The following is a 21,162-nucleotide window of genomic DNA, read 5'->3' as shown; positions in this document are numbered from 1 at the left end:
GACAGGCGGGGAGAACGACGCACCGGAAAGGACCCGTCGATGACCGCCGCCATGCACGACGAGTTTCCGCCGCCGGGCGAGTGGACGACCGACGACCTGGACCGACTGCCCGACGACGGTCGTCGTCGCCCCGAGCTCCTGGACGGAAACCTGCTCATGTCGCCCTCCCCCACGCGACTGCACCAATCCATCGCCGGCCGCCTGATGGCCGCTCTGGAGGAGACCTGCCCCGCCGACCTGGACGTCACCCAGGGCGTCGAGGTCCGCGTCTCCCGCCGCCGATCGTTCACCCCGGATCTGCTGGTCACCGAGCTGGACGCGTCGGTCCGCAACCCGTCGTGCTACCGCCCGAACGAGGTGCTGCTGGTCGTGGAGATCGTCTCCGAGGGTTCGCGCAGCATCGACCGGGTGCTCAAGCCCGCCCTGTACGCCGAGGCGGACATCCCGTACTTCTGGCGGGTCGAGACCGAGGCAGGCATCGTCGTGCACGCCCACAAGCTCGACCCGGTCAAGGGGGTCTACGTCGAGGCGGCGCGGATGACCGACGGCATCCTGCTGCCCGAGCCGTGGGAGATGGATATCCCGCTGTCCCGGATCACGCCTCGGCGCCGGTGAGCGACGGCTCGTCCGCCGGCCCCGGGGCGTGATCCCGCGCGCTCGCCGGGCCGACCGGTACACCGTCCGCCAAGATGGGTCGCAGCGGTGCAGTCGGACTGAGGGGGCGGTCGTGGACGAGCAGAGCGGCGGGAAGTACGTGGAGCCGGGCGGGGAGTTCACCCGCGACCAGCGCTACATCGCCACCCGGATCACCGCCGACGACCGGGACGGCTGGCCGGTGGAGCCCGGACGGTACCGGCTGGCGGTCAGCCGGGCCTGCCCGTGGGCGAACCGGCTGATCATCGTCCGGCGGCTGCTCGGCCTGGAGGACGCCATCTCGATGGCCGTGGCCGGCCCCACCCACGACGCCCGGAGCTGGACGTTCGACCTCGACCCGGACGGCCGCGACCCGGTGCTCGGCATCGAGCGCCTGCAGGAGGCGTACTTCCGGCGCTTCCCCGGCTACGAGCGGGGCATCACCGTGCCGGCGCTGGTGGACGTGCCGACCGGGCAGGTGGTCACCAACGACTACGCGCAGATGAGCCTGGACCTGTCGACCGAGTGGACTGCGTACCACCGGCCGGGCGCGCCGCAGCTCTACCCGGAGCACCTGCGCGCGGAGATCGACGAGGTCAACGCGGTGGTGTTCCGGGACGTCAACAACGGCGTCTACCGGTGCGGGTTCGCCGGCGCCCAGGAGGCGTACGAGAAGGCGTTCCACCAGCTCTTCGACCGGCTGGACCGGTTGACCGAGCGGCTGTCGGGGCAGCGCTACCTGGTGGGCGACACGATCACCGAGGCGGACGTGCGGCTGTTCACCACCCTGGTCCGCTTCGACCCGGTCTACCACGGCCACTTCAAGTGCAACCGGCAGAAGCTGACCGAGATGCCGGTGCTCTGGGCGTACGCCCGGGACCTGTTCCAGACCCCCGGCTTCGGGGACACGGTCGACTTCGACCACATCAAGCGGCACTACTACGAGGTGCACCGGGACATCAACCCGAGCGGGGTGGTGCCGCTCGGCCCCGACCTGTCGAACTGGCTCACCCCACACGGCCGGGAGGAACTGGGCGGTCGTCCCTTCGGCGACGGCACGCCGCCGCCCCCGCCACCGCCCGCCGAGCGGGTCGGCCCCTCCCACACCCCTCTGCGCTGACCGCCCTGCCTGCGTTCGCCGGCCTCGCCACCACGGCAGTGATGACAGTGGTGGCGTCGTCGGCGGAAGAACCTCCGGCAGGGTGTCGAACGGGCCGACCGCCGTTCGACGCGTAGGTGAGAAGGCACCCTGACACGAGGAGACAACGATGCGGTTCATGGTGATCACCAAGGCCACCGCGGAGAGCGAAGCCGGCGTGCTGCCCGCCACCGAGGACTTCGACACGATGGGCAAGTTCATCGAGGAGCTCATCGACGCCGGCGTGCTGCTGGCCGCCGACGGCCTCCAGCCCAGCGCCACGGGCGCCCGGATCTACTTCGACGGCGACAAGAGGACCGTGGTGGACGGGCCGTTCACCGAGACCAAGGAACTCATCGCCGGCTACTACCTGGTCGAGACGAAGTCGCTGGAGGAGTGCGTCGAGTGGTTCAAGCGCTGCCCGATCCGGCAGCCGGGTGCGGGGGCCCGGACCAACATCGAGATCCGCCGGGTCTTCCAGGCCGAGGACTTCGGCGAGACCTTCACCGCCGAGCAGCGGGAGGCGGTCGAGAAACGGCACGCGAAGGCCGGCGGGAACAACTGAACCCGTACAGCCCGGCAGACGCGGGTCCGGCTCCGGGGCGAACCCGCCCACGCGGCACGGGCACTGGTACGTCGGGGTGCGGTGGGATGGACGCGGGGCCATGACCACTGACACCCACCGTGTGATCGAGGCGGTCTGGCGGATCGAGGCGCCCCGCCTCGTCGCCGGGCTGACCAGGCTCGTCCGCGACGTCGGCGTGGCCGAGGAGCTGGCGCAGGACGCGCTGGTCGCGGCGCTGGAACAGTGGCCGGCGCAGGGCGTGCCGCGCAGTCCGGGCGCGTGGCTGATGACCACCGCCAAGCGCCGGGCCATCGACCAGATCAGGCGCAGCGAGACCTTCAGCCGCAAGGTCGCGGAGATCGGCCGGGAACTCGCGGATTCCGCCCCGGACATCGGCGCGACGGTCGCCGAGGATGACGGCATCGGCGACGACCTGCTGCGGCTGGTCTTCGTGGCCTGCCATCCGGTGCTGTCCACGGAGGCCCGCGCCGCGCTGACCCTGCGGCTGCTCGGCGGCCTGACCACCGGTGAGATCGCCCGGGCCTTCCTGGTGCCGGAGCCGACCGTGGCGCAACGGATCGTGCGGGCCAAGAAGACCCTGGCCAACGCCCGGGTGCCGTTCGAGGTGCCGCAGGGCGACGAGCTGGCGGCCCGGCTCTCCTCGGTGCTCGAGGTCGTCTACCTGATCTTCAACGAGGGCTACTCGGCCACCGCCGGTGACGACTGGATGCGGCCGGCGCTGTGCGAGGACGCCCTGCGGCTGGGCCGGATACTGGCCCGGCTGGCCCCGCGCGAACCCGAGGTGCACGGCTTGGTGGCGCTGATGGAGATCCAGGCTTCCCGGGCGGCCGCCCGTACGGGCCCGGGCGGCGAGCCGATCCTGCTGGCCGACCAGGACCGGGCCCGCTGGGACCAGCTGCTGATCCGCCGCGGCGTGGCCGCGCTGGAGCGGGCCCAGTCCCTGGTCGACGGCGAGCCCGGCCCGTACGTGCTGCAGGCGGCCATCGCCGCCTGCCACGCCCGCGCCCGCCACTTCGCCGACACCGACTGGGAGCGCATCGCCGGGCTCTACGAGCAGCTGGCCGAGGCGGCGCCGTCCCCGGTGGTCGAGCTGAACCGCGCGGTGGCGCTGTCCATGGCCTTCGGGCCGGAGGCCGGGCTGGCGCTGCTGGACCAGCTGCTGGCCTTCCCCGCCATGCGGAACTACCACCTGCTGCCCGGCGTGCGCGGCGACCTGCTGGCCAGACTGGGCCGGCACGCCGAGGCGCGGGCGGAGTTCGAGCGGGCGGCGTCGCTGACCCGCAACGAGCGGGAGCGGACCCTGCTGCGGGACCGCGCCGCCGCCTGCGATCAGCCGGCGCGAACGGATCGCCCCTGACTCCGCGACCGTCCCCGCCCCTGCGGGCCGGGCCCCTCGCTCTGCGGTGTGTCGCGGTGTCCGGTCGACCGGACACCTTCCCTGGGGGGCGGGTCCCTTTTTTCTGTGTTGTGTCGGGTTTCCTGGGCCTCGGGACACCGCAACACGCCGCAAACGGAGTGGATCACGCCGGCCGCGGCCGGGCGGCGAGGGCCCGACTGGATCCGGTCAGAGGGCCAGGCGGACGGCGGCGGTGAGGACGAGCTGGGCCAGGGCGAGGGGGACGAGGACCAGCCAGCAGAGGCGCTGGAGCTGGTCCTCCCGCAGTCGGGGGTAGCTCACCCGCAGCCAGATGATGACGAAGGAGACCGCGAAGACCTTCAGCAGCGTCCAGAGCCAGCCGAGCTGCGCGTCGGCGAACGGGCCCTGCCAGCCACCGAGGAAGAGCACGGTGGTCAGCGCGGCGATCACCACGATGCCGACGTACTCGGCGAGCAGGAAGAACGCGAAGCGCAGGCCGGTGTACTCGGTCATGTAGCCGAAGACCAGCTCGGAGTCGGCGATCGGCATGTCGAACGGGGGCCGCCGGATCTCGGCCAGCCCGGCGACGAAGAACACGATCATCGCGGGGGCCTGCCACAGCAGCCACCACGGCCGCCACGCCTCCACGATGCCGCCGAGGCTGAGCGTTCCGGCCGCCATCGCCACCGACGCGGCGGCCAGCACCAGCGGCAGCTCGTAGCCGAGCAGCTGGGCCGCCCCGCGCAGGCCGCCGAGGAGGCTGTACTTGTTGGCCGAGGCCCAGGCCGACATCAGCACCGCCACCACGCCCACCCCGACCACGGCGAGGACGAAGAAGAGGCCGATGTCCAACGGCTGGCCGACCAGGTCGTCCGGGCCCAGCGGGATGACCAGCAGCACCAGCAGGTAGGGCACGAGCGCCACCACCGGGGCGAGCCGGAACACCGCCCGGTCCGCCTCGCGCGGGGTGACGTCCTCCTTCTGCACGAACTTGATCCCGTCGGCGACGAGCTGGGCCCAGCCGTGGAAACCGCCGGCGTACATCGGACCGAGCCGGCCCTGCATGTGCGCCATCACCTTGTGCTCGGCCTGCCCGACCACGAGCGGCAGGGTGAGGAAGGCGACCAGCACGCCGCCGACCCGGATCACCAGCTCCAACCAGGTCGGCATCAGGCCGTGCCCCCCTCGTCGCCGCCCCGGTCCGCCGCCCGGTCGTCGGCCGCGCCACCCCGGGCGGGCCGGTCGGCCGGCCCGGAACCGCCGCCCCCGGCCGCCGGGTCGGTCGGCGCGCCACCACCGTCGGCAGCCGGGCTTCCCGGCCCGCCAGCACCCGCCGCCGGACGCTCGACCGCCGCAGCACCCGCAGGCGGACGCTCGACCGCCGCAGTGCCGGGAGCCGGCTGGCCGGGCGCCGCCGGGTCGTCGCCGGTCGCGCCGGCCCGGGGGGTACGCGCCGGACGCGCGCCCGGGGCCGGGCGGGTGGGCCGCTCCCGGGCCGGGCGGGCCGGCGTACCGCCGCGCGGCCCCTCGCCGACCCCGGCCGCACCGGCGGGCGTGGGCGTCGTCCCCCACTCCCCCGGCGCGGGCACGCCCGGCGGGCGGACCACCCGACGACCGCCACCGGCCTCGGACTCGCCCGGCTCCTTCGCGCCGGGCCAGGGCTTCGCCACCCGGGAGGCGAGCACGAACTCCTTGCGCAGCGGGTGCCCCTCGAACTCCGGCGGCAGCAGCAGCGGGGCCAGCCCGGGGTGGCCGGCGAAGTCGATGCCGAACATCTCGTGGGTCTCCCGCTCGTGCCAGGCCGCGCCGGGGTAGAGGTCGACCACCGAGGCCACGGCGGGCGTCTCGCGGGGCACCCGGGTACGCAGCAGCATCCCGTGCCGGTGCCGGGTGGACCAGAGGTGGACCACCACGTCGAAACCGGCGGCCAGCTCGTCCACCGCCGACAGCCAGTCGAAGAAGTCGCAGGCCAGTTCGGCGTCGTCCCGGGCCGCCCGCAGCGCGTCGGCCCAGCTCGCCGGCGGTACGTCGACGGTGGCGCGGGCGTACGACTGGCCGCCGGAGACCGAGGCGGTGGCCTCGACCGGCGCGAGCAGCGCGACCACCCGCCGGCCGACCTCTTCCGGAGTCATGCCGCTGATCCTATGGCCGGCAGCCGCCGGTCGTGTCGGGCCGTCCGGGCGGGCATCTGCCGCTTTGCCCGGCGGGGGGCCCCGGACCGGGGAAAGATGAAGCCGTGCGCGCTGTGACTGTGGCTCCCGGGGTCCCCGACTCGCTGCGCCTGGACCCGGACTGGCCCGAACCCGCCGCCGAGGAGGGCGCGATCCTGGTCGAGGCGCTCGCCGTCGGTGTCTGCGGCACCGACCAGGAGATCATCGAGGGCCACTACGGCGAGGCGCCGCCCGGGCAGCAGCGGCTGGTGCTCGGGCACGAGTCCCTCGGCCGGGTGCTGGAGGACCCGACCGGCACTTTGCAAGCTGGCGACCTGGTGGCCGGCGTCGTCCGGCACCCCGACCCGCTGCCCTGCCCCAACTGCGCCGTGGACGAGTGGGACATGTGCCGCAACGGGCAGTACACCGAGCACGGCATCAAGGCGCTGCCCGGTTTCGCCCGGGACCGGTGGCGGGTGCAGCCGAAGTTCGCGGTGGGGCTGGACCCGGTCCTCGCCCCGGTCGGCATGCTGCTGGAACCGGCCAGTGTGGTGGCCAAGGCGTGGGACCACATCGAGCGGATCGGCGCCCGCGCGGAGTGGAAGCCGCAGAGCGTGCTGATCACCGGCGCCGGGCCGATCGGCCTGCTGGCGGCGCTGCTCGCCACCCAGCGCGGGCTGTCCGTGCACGTGCTGGACCGCAACACCACCGGCCCGAAGCCGGACCTGGTCCGGGCGCTCGGCGCGACGTATCACACGGAGACGGTGGGTGAGCTGGACCTGGAGCCGGACGTGGTGGTGGAGTGCACCGGCGCGCCGGTGGTGGTGCTGGACGTCATGTGCAAGGTCGGGCCGAACGGGATCGTCTGCCTGACCGGGGTGTCCAGCGGTGGCCGGACGATCGACTTCGACGCGGGTGCACTCAACCGGGCCCTGGTGCTGGAGAACAACGTCGTGCTCGGCTCGGTCAACGCCAACCGGCGGCACTGGGACCGGGCCGCCGAAGCCCTCGCCCGGGCCGACCAGTCCTGGCTGAACTCGCTGATCACCCGCCGGGTGCCGGTGACGGAGTACGCCCAGGCGTACTCCTCGGGCGGCGGCGAGGACATCAAGGTGGTGCTCGACTTCACCGCCTGACCCGGCGGCTACCGCTCCCGCCGGGCACGGTCCCGCCGCGCCTCCGAGGCGCGGTAGAGCTGGTACGTCTCCAGGGCCTGGTACGCCTTCACCAGCTCGGTCAGCCCGAGCATCACCGAGAGCAGCGCGGACTTCAGCTCGTCCCGGTCGATGTCGTCGGACAGCTGCTCCAGCCCGCCCCGGATCTCGCTGAGCGCCTGCTCCACGGCCGGGTCGGCCACCACGTCGAAGGCCCGGTCGAAGGCCGGCACGGACACCGTGAGCAGCTGCTCCAGGATGGTCCGCAGCGGCGGGAGCCGACTGCCGTCCAGTCCCGCCCGCAGGCCCCGCTCGGACAGCCGCAACATCATGTCGACGACCCTCCCGTCGTCGTCGAGCAGGCCGCCGTAGCGCCGCTGCGGGCGACGCCGGTACGACCCGCCGGTCAGGTACCACTCGACCACGTCCAGGATGTCCGATTCGATCCGGCCGACGGCCTCGCCCATCGCCCGACCCCAGCGCCGGACGTGGTCGCGCCGGAGGAACCGGTTGACGCCGAGGGTCACCACCAGCGCGCTGGTGGAGAAACCGGTCAGCCCGGACAGCAGGTTGACCAGGTACGGGTGCTCCTGCATGGTGCCGGCGGCGAACCTCTCCCAGCCGACCCCCGCCAGGAAGCTCGACAGGGCGATCACGAACAGGCTGCCCGCGACCGACCGGGGCAGGCGGGGCGGCACGCCGCTCAGATCCCCGGCAGGCGGCCGTTGCGGAACAGGTCGACGAAGAGCTGGTGGTCCTCCCGCGTCCGCACCCCGTACGCGTGGGCGAAGTCGACCAGGTGCGCCACGAAGCCGTCGACGTCGTCACCCACCGCCGCGACGATCGACTCCTCGGTGGAGTAGTCGACCAGGTCGTGGCTGGACTCGTCGTCGGCGACCGAGTGCATCCGGGCCACCGCCCGACCCAGGTCGGTGAGCACCCCGGCCAACTCCTCCGGTTCGTCGACGTCGGCCCAGTCCAGGTCGGCGGCGTACGGGGAGACCTCGGCGACGAGCTGGCCCACCCCGTCCAGCTCGGTGAAACCCAGCCACGGGTCCGCGTGCGCCTGCAGCGCCCGCTGCGACTCGGCCGTCCGGTGCCCCTGGTGCCGGAAGTAGCCGCGGACCCGCTCGTCATCGATGTGCCGGGCCACCGCCGGCACCTGCGCCTGCTTCATGTAGATGACGACGTCGTTCTCCAACGCCTGGGTGTGCCCCTCCAGCAGCAGGTTGTACGAGGGCAGCCCGGCCGAGCCGATCCCCACGCCCTTGCGCAGCACCACGTCCTTGACGTGGGCAGCGACCGGCCGGAGCCGGGCGGTGGGCTCGGGGAGCGTGTCGAGATAGTCCTCGAAGGCGGCACAGACCTTCGCCCGGGTCTCCGAATCGACCTGGAACACGCCGTCGCCGCGGGAGAAGCGTCGCTCGTAGTCGTCGATGGTGGTCTGCGTGGCGAGCAGGTCGACCCGGGTGTTGAGCCGGGCCTGCTGGAGCACCCGGCGCAGCACCCCGTCGGCGTTGTCCAGGGTGATCGAGCCGATCGCGTCGTCCCCACCGGCGGCGAGCGCCCGCAGCTCGGTCAGGTACGACCGGGCGAACCCGTCGACCAGGTCGCTGATCACCCGGTCGGAGAGGGCCTTGGCGTAGCAGAGCAGGGCCACGCTGGCCGCGAAGCGTTTCAGATCCCAGGAGAACGGCCCGACGTACGCCTCGTCGAAGTCGTTGACGTTGAACACCAGCTGCCCGGAGGCGTTCATGTAGGTGCCGAAGTTCTCCGCGTGCAGGTCCCCGTGGATCCACACCCGGCTGGTCCGCTCGTCCAGGAAACGGTCGTCGGCGAAGTCGCCGAGCTGGTCGGCGTAGAAGAGCGACGCGCTGCCCCGGTAGAAGGCGAACGGGGAGGCGGCCATCTTGCGGAACTTGCGCCGGAAGGCCGCCGGGTCGAGCGCCATCGACGCGCCGAACTCCTCGGTGAGCACGTCGACGATGAAGGCGGAACGCCGGTCAGCGGAGTGGGTCATGGACGGAGGATGATTGCCTGTCCGCGGGTGGGGCGCTGGACGGAGGGTTTGGGCCGGGTGGGCCGGTCCGGCGGGTCGACACCCGCCGGACCGGCCCACCCGCCGGACGGACGAGGTCAGCGGAGCGTCGCGCCGACCGTGGTCGTGGACGGCCGGTACTGGGAGGCGCGCACCGGCGGCCGGGCGCAGGTGCGGGTCATGTCCGCCGAGATGGTGGTGGTCGCCCCCGCCGTCACGGCGACCGCGATCGAGTTCCGCCCGCCTGGGCCGTACCAGCAGCGCCGCTCGAGGTCCGCGTACTCGACGTGGACGGTCTGGGTACGGTGCCCGCGCAGGCTGAAGGTGCCGTCCCGGGCGATGTTGGCGTGCGACGGGCTCGCGATGTCGCCGGTGCGCGCGTTGTACGTCCAGACGTAGCCGGCGTCGACCACGCCCGCCCCGTCGGTCACCTTGCCGGCGAGCACCCCGCCGGTCACCAGTCGGGCGTCGACGGTGGCCGTGCCACCCGGGTCGACCTGCGTCATGGTCGCGGCGAACCGGTCGGCCACGTCCCCGGACCACTGCCAGGCGTATCCGCTGTTGGCGTTCGGGGTGAACTCCACCGGCCAGCGGTACGGACCGAGGTTCTCGATGGTGTAGCGCCCTTCCGCGTTCGTGCAGTTCTTCCCCCAGCTCGCGCCCTGCCCGGGGTGGAAGGCGTACGGGTAGGCGCAGACGCCGGGGACCACCGCGCCGGAGGCGTTTCGGACCGTTCCGGTGATCGAGCCGGGCGGGTCCATCCGCACCGTCGGCAGGGTGATCGTCTCTTTCGCCTTCAGCGTCACCGTCAGGGCCTTGCGCTGGTCGCCACTGCCCCCGTCCGCGGTGATCCACTGGGCGCCGTAACGCTTCACCGGCGGGTCGTACGGGTTGGTCGCCTGGTAGGCGTAGAGCTGCCAGCCGCCGAGTTCCGCCTCCGTGAACGGGCCCACCTCCAGGTGGCCGTCGTCGTCCGAACAGTACTGGCGCATGTGGGCGGACTGGCCACCCCAGCTCGGCCGCACCAGGTGCACGCAGATGCCGCCGACCGGTGTGGCCGTCGTCGCGTCCTGGACGGTGGTGGCGAACGCCGCGCCGGGCTGGAGCGCGAACGCGACCCGGGTGACCTGGCCCCGGGTCACCCGGTAGTACTCCTCGGTCTCGTCGACGCCGAAGTACGACGCACCCCCGCCGACGGACATCTTCCAGTCGCCCGGGCGCACCGCCGGGATCCGCACCAGCCCGTTCTCGCCGCAGGCGTCCGCGTCGTTGCCACCCGTGCCGAGGACACTCAGGCAGGGCCGGCGCACCGGCAGGCCGGTCACCGCGTCGGTCACCCGGGCCTCCACGACCCCCATCGGCAGGAATGCCTCGTTCACCACCAGGGCGTCACCGTCGGTGAGGGTGAAGACCGTGGCCTCCTCCCGGGTCTCCTTCTGCGGCACCCACTGGTATCCGCGCACGTTGTCCGAGACGGAGATCCGGTACCGGCCGGGGGGCAGGTTCCGGAACGCATAGCGTCCGGCGCCGAGGTCCCAGGTGTAGGCGGTGGCCTCGTAGTAGAAGTCCTCGCCGTAGACGTGGACGGTGGCCGCGGCGGCTGCGCCGTACTCGTCGGTGACGGTGCCGCTGATGCCGGCGGAGCCCCGGCTCAGGGTGACGTTCCGCTCGACGAGCTCGCTCGTGGGAAACCAGACGGCGTCGGCGTTGAGGTGATCGGGAGCGTTGTACCACCACTCGGTGCGGAAGCCCTCGGCGTACATCCGGACCTTGTACTGCGGTCCGCTCGGCGGGCTGGGAATGGTGTAGCGGCCGTCGGCGCCGGAACAGTGCTCCGCCGCGACGTCGGTGGGTGAGGTGTGCACGGCGAAGCACGCGTTCGTGACGGGCGTCCCGTCGGGATCGGTGACGACGCCGGTGTAGCCGACGGTGTCGGCGGCCGCCGGAGCGGCGAAGAGGGTGACTGTGGCGAGCGCCGCCAGGAGGGCGGCCCCCGTTGCCCGCATGGGTCTCATGCCAGCAAGATAGCGACACTCGTCGACCTCGAAGATCATCCGCTCGGCCCGGTCGGCCCGCCGGTCGGCCACGGAGGGGCGGCCGGCGGCTCAGGGAGCGGGCGGGCGGACCGGTGGGGCGGTGAGCGAGTCGACGGGGCGCGGCGGCCCGGCGTCGCGGGGCGCGGCGTCCACCGGCGGGGCCAGCGGGTCGGGGCGGGTCACCCCGCCGATGCCGGACTGCTCGGCGGCGATCTTCTCCTGGAGGCGGAGGATGCCGTGCAGCAGCGCCTCCGGCCGCGGCGGGCAGCCGGGCACGTACACGTCGACCGGGATGAGCTGGTCGACGCCCTTGGTCACCGAGTACGAGTCCCAGTACGGGCCGCCGCAGTTGGAGCAGGCGCCGAAGGAGATGACGTACTTCGGTTCGGGCATCTGGTCGTAGAGGCGCTTGATCGCCGGGGCCATCTTGTCGGTGACCGTGCCGGAGACCACCATCAGGTCGGCCTGCCGGGGGCCGTGGGCGAACGGGATCACGCCCAGCCGCATGAAGTCGTGCCGCCCCATGCTGGTGGCGATGAACTCGATCGCGCAGCAGGCCAGGCCGAAGTTGAAGACCCAGAGCGAGTAGCGGCGGCCCCAGTTGAGCACGAACCGGATCGGCTCGCCGAGCACTCCCGGCAACTGCACGACCGCCTCCTCCCCTGTCTCCCACCGGACAGTCAACCACAGCGGTCGGGCGCAACCCGGTGGGCCGGCAGCGGCTCCTACCGGTATGACGGCGGGCCGCACCGGCCGCCGGCACCGCACCACCACTTCGCGCGGCGTCCGCCGCGCAACGGGGACCACGGGAGGAAGCGCCATGACCACACTCACCGCATCACGGACCGGCACCCTGCTCGGTGCGGCACTCGCCGTACTGACGGCGGTGCCGGCCACCGCCGCGTCGGCCACACCCACCGCGGCGGCCGCCTCGATCGACGCGGGGCGACTCGTCCTGACCCCGACCGGTCGGGGTTACCAGGGCAGCCTGTCGGTGACCGTCACCAACAACAGCGGTGCGGCGCAGTACTACAGCATCCGGATCACCGAGCCGGTGGCCGGCTCGTTCCGCGGCCTCCAGCCGACCGGGGCCTGCGTCCACGACGGACGGGTGGCAGGCCGGCGGATCCTCGTCTGCGGGGTGGACGGTCCCGACTTGAAGCCCGGTGAGCGGCGTCGGCTCGCGGTCACGTTCGAGGTACTGACCGCGCCTCGGCCGTACCCGATGTCCGCCGCCGGAGGGCGGGTCGAGGTGCTGCCCGGCGACACCGGTCAGGTGGCGGACGCCGACGACTTCCGCACCCTGTTCCGTGGCACCGACGGCTCGCTGCGCCACCCGCGACCGTACGTCCAGGACAACGAGGCGCGGGCGTCGATCACCACGAGCGTCGGCGAGGTGCGGCTGACCCGGCAGCCCGACGGCAGGTTCGCCGGCCGGCTGCCGGTGACCGTCTGGTACGCCGGGGACGCCCCGCACGACTCTCTCTCCGTCCGGGCGGACCTGCCGGCCGGAGTGGAGGTCACCGGCACCGAACCGCAGGATTCGCCGAGCTTCGGCGGGTTCTTCGACGTCCCCGGCGGGCGGCTGAGCAGCGGCGAGGAGCGCACCTTCGACGTGCTGTTCCGCGCCCCGGCCGAGACGGCCCCCGGCGAGCTGGGCCCGGTCAGTCTCCTGCTGAGCACCTGGTACGGCAGCGACGAGGTGGCCGACGCCGATCCGACCGACAACGCCGTCACGGTCGCGATCAGCGCGGCCGACAACGGCTGACGCATCGGCGCCGTCACCGCCGGCCGGGCACGGGGGTCCCGGCCGGCGGCGCGGCGTCCCGGCCCGGCTGTCCCGGACCCGACAGAGATCGACGTCGAACGGACGCAACCGCGCGGCCGGTCCGGCCGTGTGACCGGTGCCGGTACGCACCGCCGGCGACCACGGGGAGGACGAGTGAGTGTGACGAGAGAAAGGCGGGTCGACGGTCCACCGCCGGACCCCGACCCCGAGCCGCCGGAACTGACCTTCGACGACTTCTACCACGCCCACTTCCGGGGGCTCGTCGTCCAACTCACCGCGTACACCGGGGATCTGGGGCAGGCCCAGGACCTGGTCCAGGAGGCGTTCTGCCGGGCGTACGCGCGGTGGGACCGGGTCGCCGGCTACGAGGACCCGCTGGCCTGGGTCCGCAAGGTCGCCTGGAACCTCGGCCACAGCCGCTGGCGACGGCTGCGGACCGCCCAGTCGTGGCTAATGCGACAGCGGGAGACGCACGTGGCCGGGCCGAACCCGGACCGGGTGGCGCTGGACGCGGCGCTGACCCGGTTGCCGCCGAAGCAGCGCCGGGCGGTGGTGCTGCACTACCTGGCCGACCTGTCGGTCGCCGAGATCGCCGGCCAGGAACGGGTCGCCGAGGGGACGGTCAAGTCCTGGCTGCACCGGGGCCGGACGGCGTTGGCGGCGCACCTGCGCGAGACCACCGAGGAGGTGCGGGATGCCTGAACGGGAGACGAGTCTTCTCAGCGAGGAGTTCGACCGCTACCGCCGTACGCTGCTGAGCGAGGTCGTGGCGCCCGGACCCGCCGCCGTCCGGCGGACCGTACGACTACGCCGCCGCAACCATCTGGTGGCCGCGGCCACGGCGGCGCTCGCGCTGCTCACCGGCCCGGCGCTCGGGTACGCGGCGCTGCACGAGCCGACCCCGCGCCCCGGCCCGGTCGACCCCAGCCCGACCGCGACCCCGTCGCCGACGCCGAGCGGGTCGACCAGCCCCACGCCGACACCGTCGGCGAGCAGCACCAGCCCCACCCCGACCCCACCGGACGGCCGGATCAGCCGGTCCCAACTGCTCGGCACGCCGGTGACGCTGCCGCCCTGGCGCGCGGGACCCGGCTGCCCGACCCGGGGGGTACGGCTGAGCGGCGACCCCGGGGAGGGGGCCAACGGGTTGCTCGCCCTGGCCCACGGCGACGTGGACTCCGACGGGGCCGCCGAGACGGTGGCGCTGGTGCGGTGCGCGCTCGGCACCGGCGGGCCGCAGCAGGTGGTCGCCTTCGACCGCGACGCCGACGGGACGGTGGTCACCGTCGGCCGGGTGGTGGCGAGCACCATCGACACGCCGCAGTGGCTGATCGCGCTCGACGTGCGCGACGACGGCGTGGTCCGGGTGCAGGTCGGCGACATCCACCCGGGCGGGGGCTGGCCGGGCGAGTGGTCGCAGCGGCAGTGGCGGGGCTACCGCTGGAACGGGGAGTCGTTCGGGCAGGTGTCCGGGCCGACCGCCTTCGGGCCGAACCCGCACCGGGCGGACGTCGCGGTCACCGCCACCGACCTGGTGCTCGCCGACGCGCCCGACGGCTCCCGCACCGGCAGCGTCACGGTCGTGGTCCGCAACACCGGCGACGTGCCGGTGGCGTACGTGGCGCTGCGGCTCGACCTGCCGCCGGCGCTGCGCCCCGACGGCCCCGGCTGGGCGGCCTGCCGTAACGACCCGGGGACCACGGGCCGGCCGGTGACCTGCGACCTGACCCGGTTGGACGCGGGGAAGGAACGCCGGCTCACCCTCGGTTTCCGGGCCGCCGCCGGGGCCGGGGTCGGCGCGGGGACGGCCGAGGTGGACGTGCGGCCGATGGACGAGGGGTTCGACTTCCTGCCCGACGTCGAGCCCGCCGACAACACGAGGAGGATCGGCTACCGGTGACGGGCGGGGTACGGGGTACGGGGTACGGGGTACGGGCCCCGTACCGGTCCGGCCGCCCCGCGCCGGCCCGGCAGTGGCGCACGGGTCCGCCGACGAGCAGGCCGGCCCCGCTCCGTCTCGGGCCGTCCGGAAGCAGGGCGGGGACGGTTCACCAGGCGGGACGTTGCAGCAGGCTCACGAACTCGACCAGCAGCCGCTCCCTCAACGCCGGTGGCGCCGCGTCGAGCAGGGTGTTGACCACCGCCATCCGCTCCGGCGCGGCGGCCACGACCTCCCCCGGCCCGGGCGCCGGCGTTTCCGCGCCGAGGCTCGGGGCAGGCGTCGCCGCGCCGAGGCCGAGGCCGGCGGCGAGCCCGGCGACCACGTCGGGGGTGAGCGCCTGCGGGGTCAGCGAGGTCGCCAGCGCCAGCAGTTCGGGCGGGAGCCGGACCGGACCGGCCGCCCGGGCCGCCGCCACCGCGTCGGCCAGCGCGGGGCCGAACTCGGCCACCCGGGGCGCGACGGAGGCGGTCACCGTCAGGTGCACGCTGCGCGGCAGGTCGGCGTGGCGCAGTTGCGGCTGGGTGTGCCATCCCCGGGCGGTCAGCTCGTCGACGAGCACGAACAGGTCCAGGTCGGGGTCGGTGGCGGTGAAGCAGACGACGGTCGACTCCGGTTCGGCCATCAGCCGCAGCCCGTCGACGTCGCGGACCGCCCCGGCGAGGGCGGTCACCGCGTCGCGGGTGGCGGCGGCGAGCCGCAGGTAGCCGGCGTCGCCGAGGTGCCGCAGGGTGGCGTACGCGGCGGCGATCGGGCCGCCCGAGCGGGTGGACGCCAGCACCGGGTTGACCATCGTGTAGCCGGGCCAGTCGGCGTACGCGAAGTACTGCGCGGCGCGCAGCGACGCGTCGCGGTGCAGCAGCACCGACACCCCCTTCGGGGCGTACGCGTACTTGTGCAGGTCCACCGAGATCGAGGTGACCCCGTCGACGGAGAGGTCGAACGGAGGCACCGGCACGCCGAGGCGGCGCAGGTACGGCAGGGTCCAACCGCCGAAGCAGGCGTCCACGTGGCAGCGCACCCCGGCGGCCGCCGCGACGGCGGCGATCTCGGCGACCGGGTCGACGACGCCGTGCGCGTACGAGGGGGCGGAACAGGCCACCAGGACGGTCTCCGGCCGGATGGCGGCGGCCACGTCGGCCGGTGCGGGGCGCAGCGTCTCCGGGTCGACGCCGACCGTGTCGACGGTGACCCGGAGCAGGTGGGCGGCCTTGGCGAAGGCGGCGTGCGCGCTGACCGGCACCACGATCCGGGGCGCGGTGATCTCGGGTCGGGCGTCCCGGGCCGCCTTGACGGCGAGGATCAGCGACTCGGTGCCGCCGCTGGTGACGCTGCCGACGACGTCCGGGGCGGCGCTGCCGGGGCCGCCGCCGAGCAGCCGGGCGGCGGCGGCGACCAAGGCGTTCTCCATCGCCAGCAGGGACGGGAAGGCGGTCGGGTCGAGCCCGTTGACGTGGGCGCTCTGCGCGTGGGCGGCGGCGGTCAGCTCGTCCAGGCCGGGCACCGCCGGGTCGTAGACGTAGGCGAAGAGCCGCCCGCCGTGGGTGGGCCGGTCGAGCGCGCGCAGCGCGCGGATCTCGGCCAGCACCTCGTCGGCGGGGAGCCCCTTCTCGTCGATCATGCGTCCTCCGGGTCGGGGTGCAGGGTCCAGCCGCGCAGCAGCAGCGTCGCGCCGCCGACCAGCGCGGCGGGCAGCACGGTGAAGCCGAGCAGCACGCCGAGGCGGGCGGTGTCGGACTGGGCCGCCGCGGTGCCGGTGTCGGAAGAGACGTAGCCGGTCAGCGCCAGGACCAGGCCGTAGATGCCCGGGCCGAGGGCCAGCCCGAAGGTCTCCCCCGCCGTCCACAGGCCGGTGAAGACGCCCGCCTGCCGCCGCCCGGTCCGCGCGGTCTCGTCGGCCACGCAGTCGGGCAGCAGGGCGAGGGCGAAGACCTGCTGGCCGGCGTACCCGACACCGAGGAGCGCGACCACCGCGTAGACGGCGGCGGCCGGGAGCACGGGCGCGGCGACCAGGGCCGCGGCCCCGGCGGCGAGCAGCACCGACGCGGCGACCAGCGCGGACCGCTTGCCGAGCCGGGCGCCGACGCGGGTCCAGAGCGGCATGACCAGCAGCGCCGGCCCGACGAAGCAGGCGAAGAGCAGGGTGGGACCGGTGGCCGGGTCGCGCAGGATCTGGTCGGCGAAGTAGCTGACCCCGGCCAGGATGGTCGCCACCCCGGCGGACTGGAGCACGAAGCAGAGCAGCAGCGCCCGGAACGGCCGGTGCCGCCCGGCGAGGGCGAGTTGGGCGCGCAGTGACGGCTCGGTCTCGGTCACCGCGCCGACGGGTGCGGCGCGGGTGCCGAGGAACGCGCCGAGCGCGCCGAGCGCGATCAGCGCGGCCACGAAGATCCCCATCCAGCGGTGCCCGGCGACACCGTCGCCGCCGGCGGTCACCACCATCGGGGCCACCGCGCCGGAGACCAGGATGGCCAGCGCCAGCACCGCGATCCGCCAGCTCATCATCCGGGTACGCTCCGCGCGGTCGCCGGTCAGCTCGGCCGGCATCGCCACGTACGGCACCTGGAAGAAGGCGAACGCGGTGGCGGTGGCGAGGAAGGCGACGGCCACGTACGCCCCGGCGGCCGGCCCGCTGCCGAACGGCGCGGCGAAGATCGCGGCGAAGAGCACGGCGAGCGCGAGCCCGGCGCCGAGCAGCCACGGCCGGCGGGGCCCCCAGCGGGAGCGGGTGCGGTCGGAGATCCGCCCGGCGACCGGGTTGACCAGCACGTCCCACGCCTTCGGCACGAGCACCAGCAGGGCGGCCACCCCGGCGGCCACGCCCAGCGTGTCGGTGAGGTACGGCAGCAGGAGCAGCCCGGGCACGGTGCCGAACGCGCCGGTGGCGAGCGAGCCGAGCGCGTAGCCGGCGTGCACCCGTCGGGGCAGTGGCTCCTCGGCCGGGCCTGCGGCGGCGACCGGCGCGACGGCGGCCGAGGGCTGCGTGGCCGGCGCGGCGTCGGCGCCGGGCGGTGCAGTCGGCGGGGCGGCCCCGACCGGGCCCGGGGAGCCGGCTGCGGCCGGCGGGGCGTCCATGCGGCCGAATGTTACTCACGTTATGGCCCGGGTCACATCCCCTCTTCCGGCCACCAGCTCGCCGCCGCCATGTCCACCCCGGCGGGGCGCAGCGGGCAACCCTCGGCGCGCAGCCGGGCCCGCGCCTCCACCTCGTGCCCGGGCGGCAGCCGGCCGGCGGAGTTCACCACCCGGTGCCAGGGCACCCCGCCGCCGTGCCGGGCCATGATCGAGCCGACCAGCCGGGCCGAGGCCCGCCCGGACCGCTCCGCGAGGGCGTCGGCGACCGCCCCGTACGACATCACCCGGCCCGGCGGGATCCGCTCGACCAGCGCGAGCACCGCCTCCACGTACTCATCAGGCGTCACGAGCTGCCACAGTATGGGAACGCGCCGAGGCCCGGCGGGACCGACCGCGCAGAATGGTCGGGTGCGCGAAGCAGTCACCCAGGCCCGGCGGGTCGTCGTCAAGATCGGGTCGTCCTCGCTGACCACCGCCGCCGGTGGGCTGGACGACGCCCGGGTCGACGCCCTGGTCGACACCCTGGGCGCGCTCGCCGCCGCCGGCCGCGAGGTGGTGCTGGTCTCCTCCGGCGCGATCGCCGCCGGCCTGGCCCCGCTCGGGCTGGCCCGGCGCCCGCGCGACCTGGCCACCCAGCAGGCCGCCGCCAGCGTCGGGCAGGGCCTGCTGATCGGCCGGTACGCGGCCGGCTTCGCCCGGCACCGGCTCACCGTCGGGCAGGTGCTGCTCACCGTCGACGACGTGACCCGGCGGGCGCACTACCGCAACGCGTACCGGACCCTGCGCAAGCTGCTCGACCTGCGCGCGGTGCCGATCGTCAACGAGAACGACACGGTCGCCACCGAGGAGATCCGGTTCGGCGACAACGACCGGCTGGCCGCCCTGGTCGCCGCCCTGGTCGACGCCGACCTGCTGGTGCTCCTGTCGGACGTGGACGCGCTCTGGACCGGCGACCCGACCCAGCCGGGCAGCAGCCGGATCACCGAGGTGCGCGGCGCGGGCGACCTGGCCGGCATCGACATCGGCGGGGCCGGCCGGGCCGGGGTCGGCACCGGCGGCATGGTCACCAAGGTCGAGGCGGCCCGGATCGCCACCGGCTTCGGCATCCCGGTGGTGCTCACCGCCGCGCCGCTGGCCGGCGACGCGCTGGCCGGCGAGGCGGTCGGCACCTACTTCCACCCGAGCAGCCGCCGACCCGCCGCCCGGCTCTTCTGGCTGGCCCACGCCACCGCGCCCCGGGGCCGGCTGCACCTCGACCCGGGGGCGGTGCAGGCCGTGGTGGGGCGGCGCAAGTCGCTGCTGCCCGCCGGGATCACCGCCGTGGACGGCGCGTTCACCGCCGGCGACCCGGTCGACCTGGTGGACGCCGAGGGCGCGCCGGTGGCCCGGGGGCTGGTCAACTACGACGCGGTGGAGCTGCCGGGGCTGCTCGGCCGCTCCACCGGAGAGCTCGCCGCGGCGCTCGGCCCGGCGTACGAACGGGAGGTCGTCCACCGTGACGACCTCGTGCTGCTGTGAGGAGTTTGCGGATGAAGGCGAGCGTCAGCGAGCAGGCCCGCCGGGCCCGGGAGGCGGCGGGCGAACTGGCCGTCGCCACGCGTACCGCCAAGGACGCCGCGCTGCACGCGATGGCCGACGCGCTGGTGGCGCGTACCCCGGAGATCCTGACCGCGAACGCGGCGGACCTGGCGGCCGGGCGGGAGGCCGGGCTGAGCGCGGCCGTGCTGGACCGGCTCGCCCTCGACGCGGGCCGGGTCGCGGGCATCGCCGACGCGCTGCGCCAGATGGCCGCCCTGCCCGACCCGGTGGGCGAGGTGGTCCGCGGCTCCACCCTGCCCAACGGCCTGGAGCTGCGCCAGGTCCGGGTGCCGTTCGGGGTGGTCGGCATCATCTACGAGGCCCGCCCGAACGTCACCGTGGACGCCGCCGGGATCTGCCTGAAGTCCGGCAACGCGGCCCTGCTGCGCGGCTCCTCATCGGCCGCCCACTCCAACGCCGCCCTGGTCGCCGTGCTGCGCGACGCGGTCGCCGCCGCCGGCCTGCCGGCCGACGCGGTGCAGCTGCTCGACGCCGGCTCGCGCGACTCGGTCAAGGAGCTGATGCGCGCCCGCGGCCTGGTGGACGTGCTGATCCCGCGCGGCGGCGCGTCGCTGATCCGCACCGTGGTGGAGGAGTCGACGGTGCCGGTGATCGAGACCGGGGTCGGCAACTGCCACGTGTACGTCGACGCCGCCGCCGACGTCGCCAAGGCGGTGGCGATCACCCTGAACGCCAAGACGCAGCGGCTGTCCACCTGCAACACGGCCGAGTCGCTGCTGGTGCACGCGGCCGTCGCGGACGCCTTCCTGCCGCCCGTGCTGGCCGCGTTCGCCGAGGCCGGGGTCACCGTGCACGGCGACGCGCGGGTGGCCGCCCACTCCGACGCCGTCGTCCCGGCCACCGACGAGGACTTCGCCACCGAGTACCTGTCGGCCGACATCTCGGTGGCCGTGGTCGACTCCCTGGACGCGGCGGTCGCGCACATTCGCCGGTACGGCACCGGGCACACCGAGGCGATCGTCACCGACTCGCAGCCGGCGGCCCGCGAGTTCGTGGCCCGGGTGGACGCGGCGGCGGTGATGGTGAACGCCTCGACCCGGTTCACCGACGGCGGCGAGTTCGGTTTCGGCGCGGAGATCGGCATCTCCACCCAGAAGCTGCACGCCCGCGGCCCGATGGGCCTGCCCGAGCTGACCTCCACCAAGTACGTGGTCACCGGGGACGGCCACCTGCGCGGCTGAGCCTCTCCTGTGGAGGGGCCCCCGGGGGGTCGCACCGGATCGCTAGGCTGGGGCGCGGATTCGGCACGGCTGGTCTGGGGAGGCGGCATGCTGGACGACAGCGCGCTGGAGCAGCAACTGGCGCAGGCACGGGCCGCGCTGCGGGAGGTCTCCCGCAGCGCCGTCCCGCGGGAGCGGGAGGAGTCGGTGGCGGAGGCCGCCGACGGGCGGCTCCGGGTCACCCTCGGCACCGACGGGCGACTCAGCGCGGTCGAGATCGACCCCCGGGTCCTGCGCGACGGCTCGGAGTACCTCGCCGACGAGCTGCGCCGGGCGGTGAACGCCGCCCTCGACGGGCAGGACCCGGGCGTCGGCGCCGAGCCGATGCCCGACCTGGCGGCGATGACCGCCACCCTGGAACGGATCCAGGACCAGGGCCTGCGGCAGATGCGGGAGATGAGCCTCGCGATCAGCGAGACCATGCGCAAGCTCCAGCAGCGGAGCTGAG

The 21,162-nt window shown here is 74.3% G+C and carries 19 protein-coding genes and 1 pseudogene; 11 read left to right on the top strand and 9 right to left on the bottom strand.

Going from position 1 to position 21,162, the window contains the following annotated elements; genetic code table 11:
* Positions 1 to 39: 39 nt before the first annotated feature.
* The 4 genes from ACPFP2_RS08355 to ACPFP2_RS08340 all read left to right on the top strand — a co-directional run bounded on the left by ACPFP2_RS08355 (position 40) and on the right by ACPFP2_RS08340 (position 3,714).
* Entirely contained in the window at positions 40 to 615 is a 576-nt protein-coding gene (locus tag ACPFP2_RS08355; RefSeq protein WP_424087736.1) for a Uma2 family endonuclease, read from the top strand.
* A gap of 112 nt (positions 616 to 727) precedes the next feature.
* Complete coding sequence (locus tag ACPFP2_RS08350; protein WP_424087734.1) at positions 728 to 1,753, top strand: glutathione S-transferase family protein; 1,026 nt, start codon at positions 728 to 730, stop codon at positions 1,751 to 1,753.
* Between the two features lie 148 nt (positions 1,754 to 1,901).
* Complete coding sequence (locus ACPFP2_RS08345) at positions 1,902 to 2,336, top strand: YciI family protein (RefSeq protein ID WP_424087732.1); 435 nt, start codon at positions 1,902 to 1,904, stop codon at positions 2,334 to 2,336.
* A gap of 100 nt (positions 2,337 to 2,436) precedes the next feature.
* A complete protein-coding gene (locus tag ACPFP2_RS08340) occupies positions 2,437 to 3,714 on the top strand; it encodes an RNA polymerase sigma factor (protein ID WP_424087730.1) in 1,278 nt (425 codons plus the stop codon).
* A gap of 207 nt (positions 3,715 to 3,921) precedes the next feature.
* On the opposite strand, the gene nuoH is transcribed toward ACPFP2_RS08340, so the two are convergent.
* Positions 3,922 to 4,884, bottom strand: coding sequence for an NADH-quinone oxidoreductase subunit NuoH (gene nuoH, locus ACPFP2_RS08335; RefSeq protein WP_363873356.1), 963 nt, complete (start codon positions 4,882 to 4,884; stop codon positions 3,922 to 3,924).
* A 365-nt stretch (positions 4,885 to 5,249) separates the two neighbouring features.
* Positions 5,250 to 5,846 (bottom strand): annotated as a pseudogene (locus tag ACPFP2_RS08330) (NADH-quinone oxidoreductase subunit C); the annotation flags it as partial.
* 104 nt (positions 5,847 to 5,950) lie between these two features.
* On the opposite strand from ACPFP2_RS08330, the gene ACPFP2_RS08325 reads away from it, so the two are divergent.
* Positions 5,951 to 7,000: a glucose 1-dehydrogenase gene (locus ACPFP2_RS08325; protein WP_424087728.1), complete on the top strand. Its 1,050-nt coding sequence runs from the start codon at positions 5,951 to 5,953 to the stop codon at positions 6,998 to 7,000.
* 8 nt (positions 7,001 to 7,008) lie between these two features.
* Here the strand turns inward: ACPFP2_RS08325 and ACPFP2_RS08320 are convergent, their stop codons facing one another.
* The 4 genes from ACPFP2_RS08320 to ACPFP2_RS08305 form a co-directional block, all read right to left on the bottom strand.
* Positions 7,009 to 7,716: a hypothetical protein gene (locus tag ACPFP2_RS08320; protein WP_424087726.1), complete on the bottom strand. Its 708-nt coding sequence runs from the start codon at positions 7,714 to 7,716 to the stop codon at positions 7,009 to 7,011.
* A gap of 5 nt (positions 7,717 to 7,721) precedes the next feature.
* Positions 7,722 to 9,038 carry a DUF2252 domain-containing protein gene (locus tag ACPFP2_RS08315; RefSeq protein WP_424087724.1) on the bottom strand — a complete coding sequence of 439 codons (1,317 nt, stop codon included), beginning with the start codon at positions 9,036 to 9,038 and terminating at the stop codon, positions 7,722 to 7,724.
* A 116-nt stretch (positions 9,039 to 9,154) separates the two neighbouring features.
* Positions 9,155 to 11,071, bottom strand: coding sequence for a hypothetical protein (locus ACPFP2_RS08310; RefSeq protein ID WP_424087722.1), 1,917 nt, complete (start codon positions 11,069 to 11,071; stop codon positions 9,155 to 9,157).
* 90 nt (positions 11,072 to 11,161) lie between these two features.
* Positions 11,162 to 11,740 (bottom strand): NADH-quinone oxidoreductase subunit B, encoded by a 579-nt coding sequence (locus tag ACPFP2_RS08305; protein WP_424087720.1) that lies wholly within the window; start codon positions 11,738 to 11,740, stop codon positions 11,162 to 11,164.
* Between the two features lie 172 nt (positions 11,741 to 11,912).
* Here ACPFP2_RS08305 and ACPFP2_RS08300 point away from each other — a divergent pair, with 172 nt between their 5' ends.
* The 3 genes from ACPFP2_RS08300 to ACPFP2_RS08290 all read left to right on the top strand — a co-directional run bounded on the left by ACPFP2_RS08300 (position 11,913) and on the right by ACPFP2_RS08290 (position 14,781).
* Positions 11,913 to 12,860: a hypothetical protein gene (locus ACPFP2_RS08300; RefSeq protein ID WP_424087719.1), complete on the top strand. Its 948-nt coding sequence runs from the start codon at positions 11,913 to 11,915 to the stop codon at positions 12,858 to 12,860.
* 174 nt (positions 12,861 to 13,034) lie between these two features.
* Positions 13,035 to 13,583 (top strand): SigE family RNA polymerase sigma factor, encoded by a 549-nt coding sequence (locus ACPFP2_RS08295; RefSeq protein ID WP_424087717.1) that lies wholly within the window; start codon positions 13,035 to 13,037, stop codon positions 13,581 to 13,583.
* Positions 13,576 to 14,781, top strand: coding sequence for a hypothetical protein (locus ACPFP2_RS08290; protein WP_424087715.1), 1,206 nt, complete (start codon positions 13,576 to 13,578; stop codon positions 14,779 to 14,781). Before ACPFP2_RS08295 ends, ACPFP2_RS08290 begins: the two co-directional genes overlap by 8 nt.
* A gap of 148 nt (positions 14,782 to 14,929) precedes the next feature.
* On the opposite strand, the gene ACPFP2_RS08285 is transcribed toward ACPFP2_RS08290, so the two are convergent.
* Genes ACPFP2_RS08285 through ACPFP2_RS08275 form a run of 3 tightly spaced genes read right to left on the bottom strand, consistent with a single transcriptional unit; the run spans position 14,930 to position 18,242 of the window.
* The gene (locus ACPFP2_RS08285; protein WP_424087713.1) at positions 14,930 to 16,441 is read right to left on the bottom strand and encodes a pyridoxal phosphate-dependent decarboxylase family protein; all 1,512 of its coding nucleotides are present in this window, start codon (positions 16,439 to 16,441) and stop codon (positions 14,930 to 14,932) included.
* Complete coding sequence (locus ACPFP2_RS08280) at positions 16,438 to 17,895, bottom strand: MFS transporter (protein WP_424087711.1); 1,458 nt, start codon at positions 17,893 to 17,895, stop codon at positions 16,438 to 16,440. The genes ACPFP2_RS08285 and ACPFP2_RS08280 overlap by 4 nt, the downstream gene beginning before the upstream one ends.
* 32 nt (positions 17,896 to 17,927) lie before the next feature.
* On the bottom strand, positions 17,928 to 18,242 hold the full coding sequence (locus ACPFP2_RS08275; protein WP_363873384.1) for an MGMT family protein: 315 nt from the start codon (positions 18,240 to 18,242) through the stop codon (positions 17,928 to 17,930).
* A gap of 13 nt (positions 18,243 to 18,255) precedes the next feature.
* Here ACPFP2_RS08275 and proB point away from each other — a divergent pair, with 13 nt between their 5' ends.
* The 3 genes from proB (at position 18,256) to ACPFP2_RS08260 (ending at position 21,161) form a co-directional block, all read left to right on the top strand.
* Positions 18,256 to 19,413 (top strand): glutamate 5-kinase, encoded by a 1,158-nt coding sequence (proB, locus tag ACPFP2_RS08270; protein WP_424087709.1) that lies wholly within the window; start codon positions 18,256 to 18,258, stop codon positions 19,411 to 19,413.
* A gap of 11 nt (positions 19,414 to 19,424) precedes the next feature.
* Positions 19,425 to 20,675, top strand: a complete 1,251-nt coding sequence (locus ACPFP2_RS08265) for a glutamate-5-semialdehyde dehydrogenase (protein WP_424087706.1) — start codon at positions 19,425 to 19,427, stop codon at positions 20,673 to 20,675.
* An 87-nt stretch (positions 20,676 to 20,762) separates the two neighbouring features.
* Entirely contained in the window at positions 20,763 to 21,161 is a 399-nt protein-coding gene (locus tag ACPFP2_RS08260; protein WP_424087704.1) for a YbaB/EbfC family nucleoid-associated protein, read from the top strand.
* The last annotated feature ends 1 nt before the right edge of the window (position 21,162 follow it).

The organism is Micromonospora citrea, assembly GCF_049629545.1.
Lineage (GTDB): Bacteria > Actinomycetota > Actinomycetes > Mycobacteriales > Micromonosporaceae > Micromonospora > Micromonospora citrea_A.
Note: the sequence above shows the minus strand (reverse complement) of the source record. Positions and strands in the feature narration are given on the sequence as shown.

Bases quoted from the DNA above. Each gene is read 5' to 3' on its own strand.
- ACPFP2_RS08355 (WP_424087736.1), top strand. From the start codon at position 40: ATGACCGCCGCCATGCACGACGAGTTTCCGCCGCCGGGCGAGTGGACG.
- ACPFP2_RS08345 (WP_424087732.1), top strand. From the start codon at position 1,902: ATGCGGTTCATGGTGATCACCAAGGCCACCGCGGAGAGCGAAGCCGGC.
- ACPFP2_RS08340 (WP_424087730.1), top strand. From the start codon at position 2,437: ATGACCACTGACACCCACCGTGTGATCGAGGCGGTCTGGCGGATCGAG.
- nuoH (WP_363873356.1), bottom strand. From the start codon at position 4,884: ATGCCGACCTGGTTGGAGCTGGTGATCCGGGTCGGCGGCGTGCTGGTC.
- ACPFP2_RS08315 (WP_424087724.1), bottom strand. From the start codon at position 9,038: ATGACCCACTCCGCTGACCGGCGTTCCGCCTTCATCGTCGACGTGCTC.
- ACPFP2_RS08310 (WP_424087722.1), bottom strand. From the start codon at position 11,071: ATGAGACCCATGCGGGCAACGGGGGCCGCCCTCCTGGCGGCGCTCGCC.
- ACPFP2_RS08300 (WP_424087719.1), top strand. From the start codon at position 11,913: ATGACCACACTCACCGCATCACGGACCGGCACCCTGCTCGGTGCGGCA.
- ACPFP2_RS08290 (WP_424087715.1), top strand. From the start codon at position 13,576: ATGCCTGAACGGGAGACGAGTCTTCTCAGCGAGGAGTTCGACCGCTAC.
- ACPFP2_RS08285 (WP_424087713.1), bottom strand. From the start codon at position 16,441: ATGATCGACGAGAAGGGGCTCCCCGCCGACGAGGTGCTGGCCGAGATC.
- ACPFP2_RS08280 (WP_424087711.1), bottom strand. From the start codon at position 17,895: ATGGACGCCCCGCCGGCCGCAGCCGGCTCCCCGGGCCCGGTCGGGGCC.
- proB (WP_424087709.1), top strand. From the start codon at position 18,256: ATGGGAACGCGCCGAGGCCCGGCGGGACCGACCGCGCAGAATGGTCGG.
- ACPFP2_RS08265 (WP_424087706.1), top strand. From the start codon at position 19,425: ATGAAGGCGAGCGTCAGCGAGCAGGCCCGCCGGGCCCGGGAGGCGGCG.
- ACPFP2_RS08260 (WP_424087704.1), top strand. From the start codon at position 20,763: ATGCTGGACGACAGCGCGCTGGAGCAGCAACTGGCGCAGGCACGGGCC.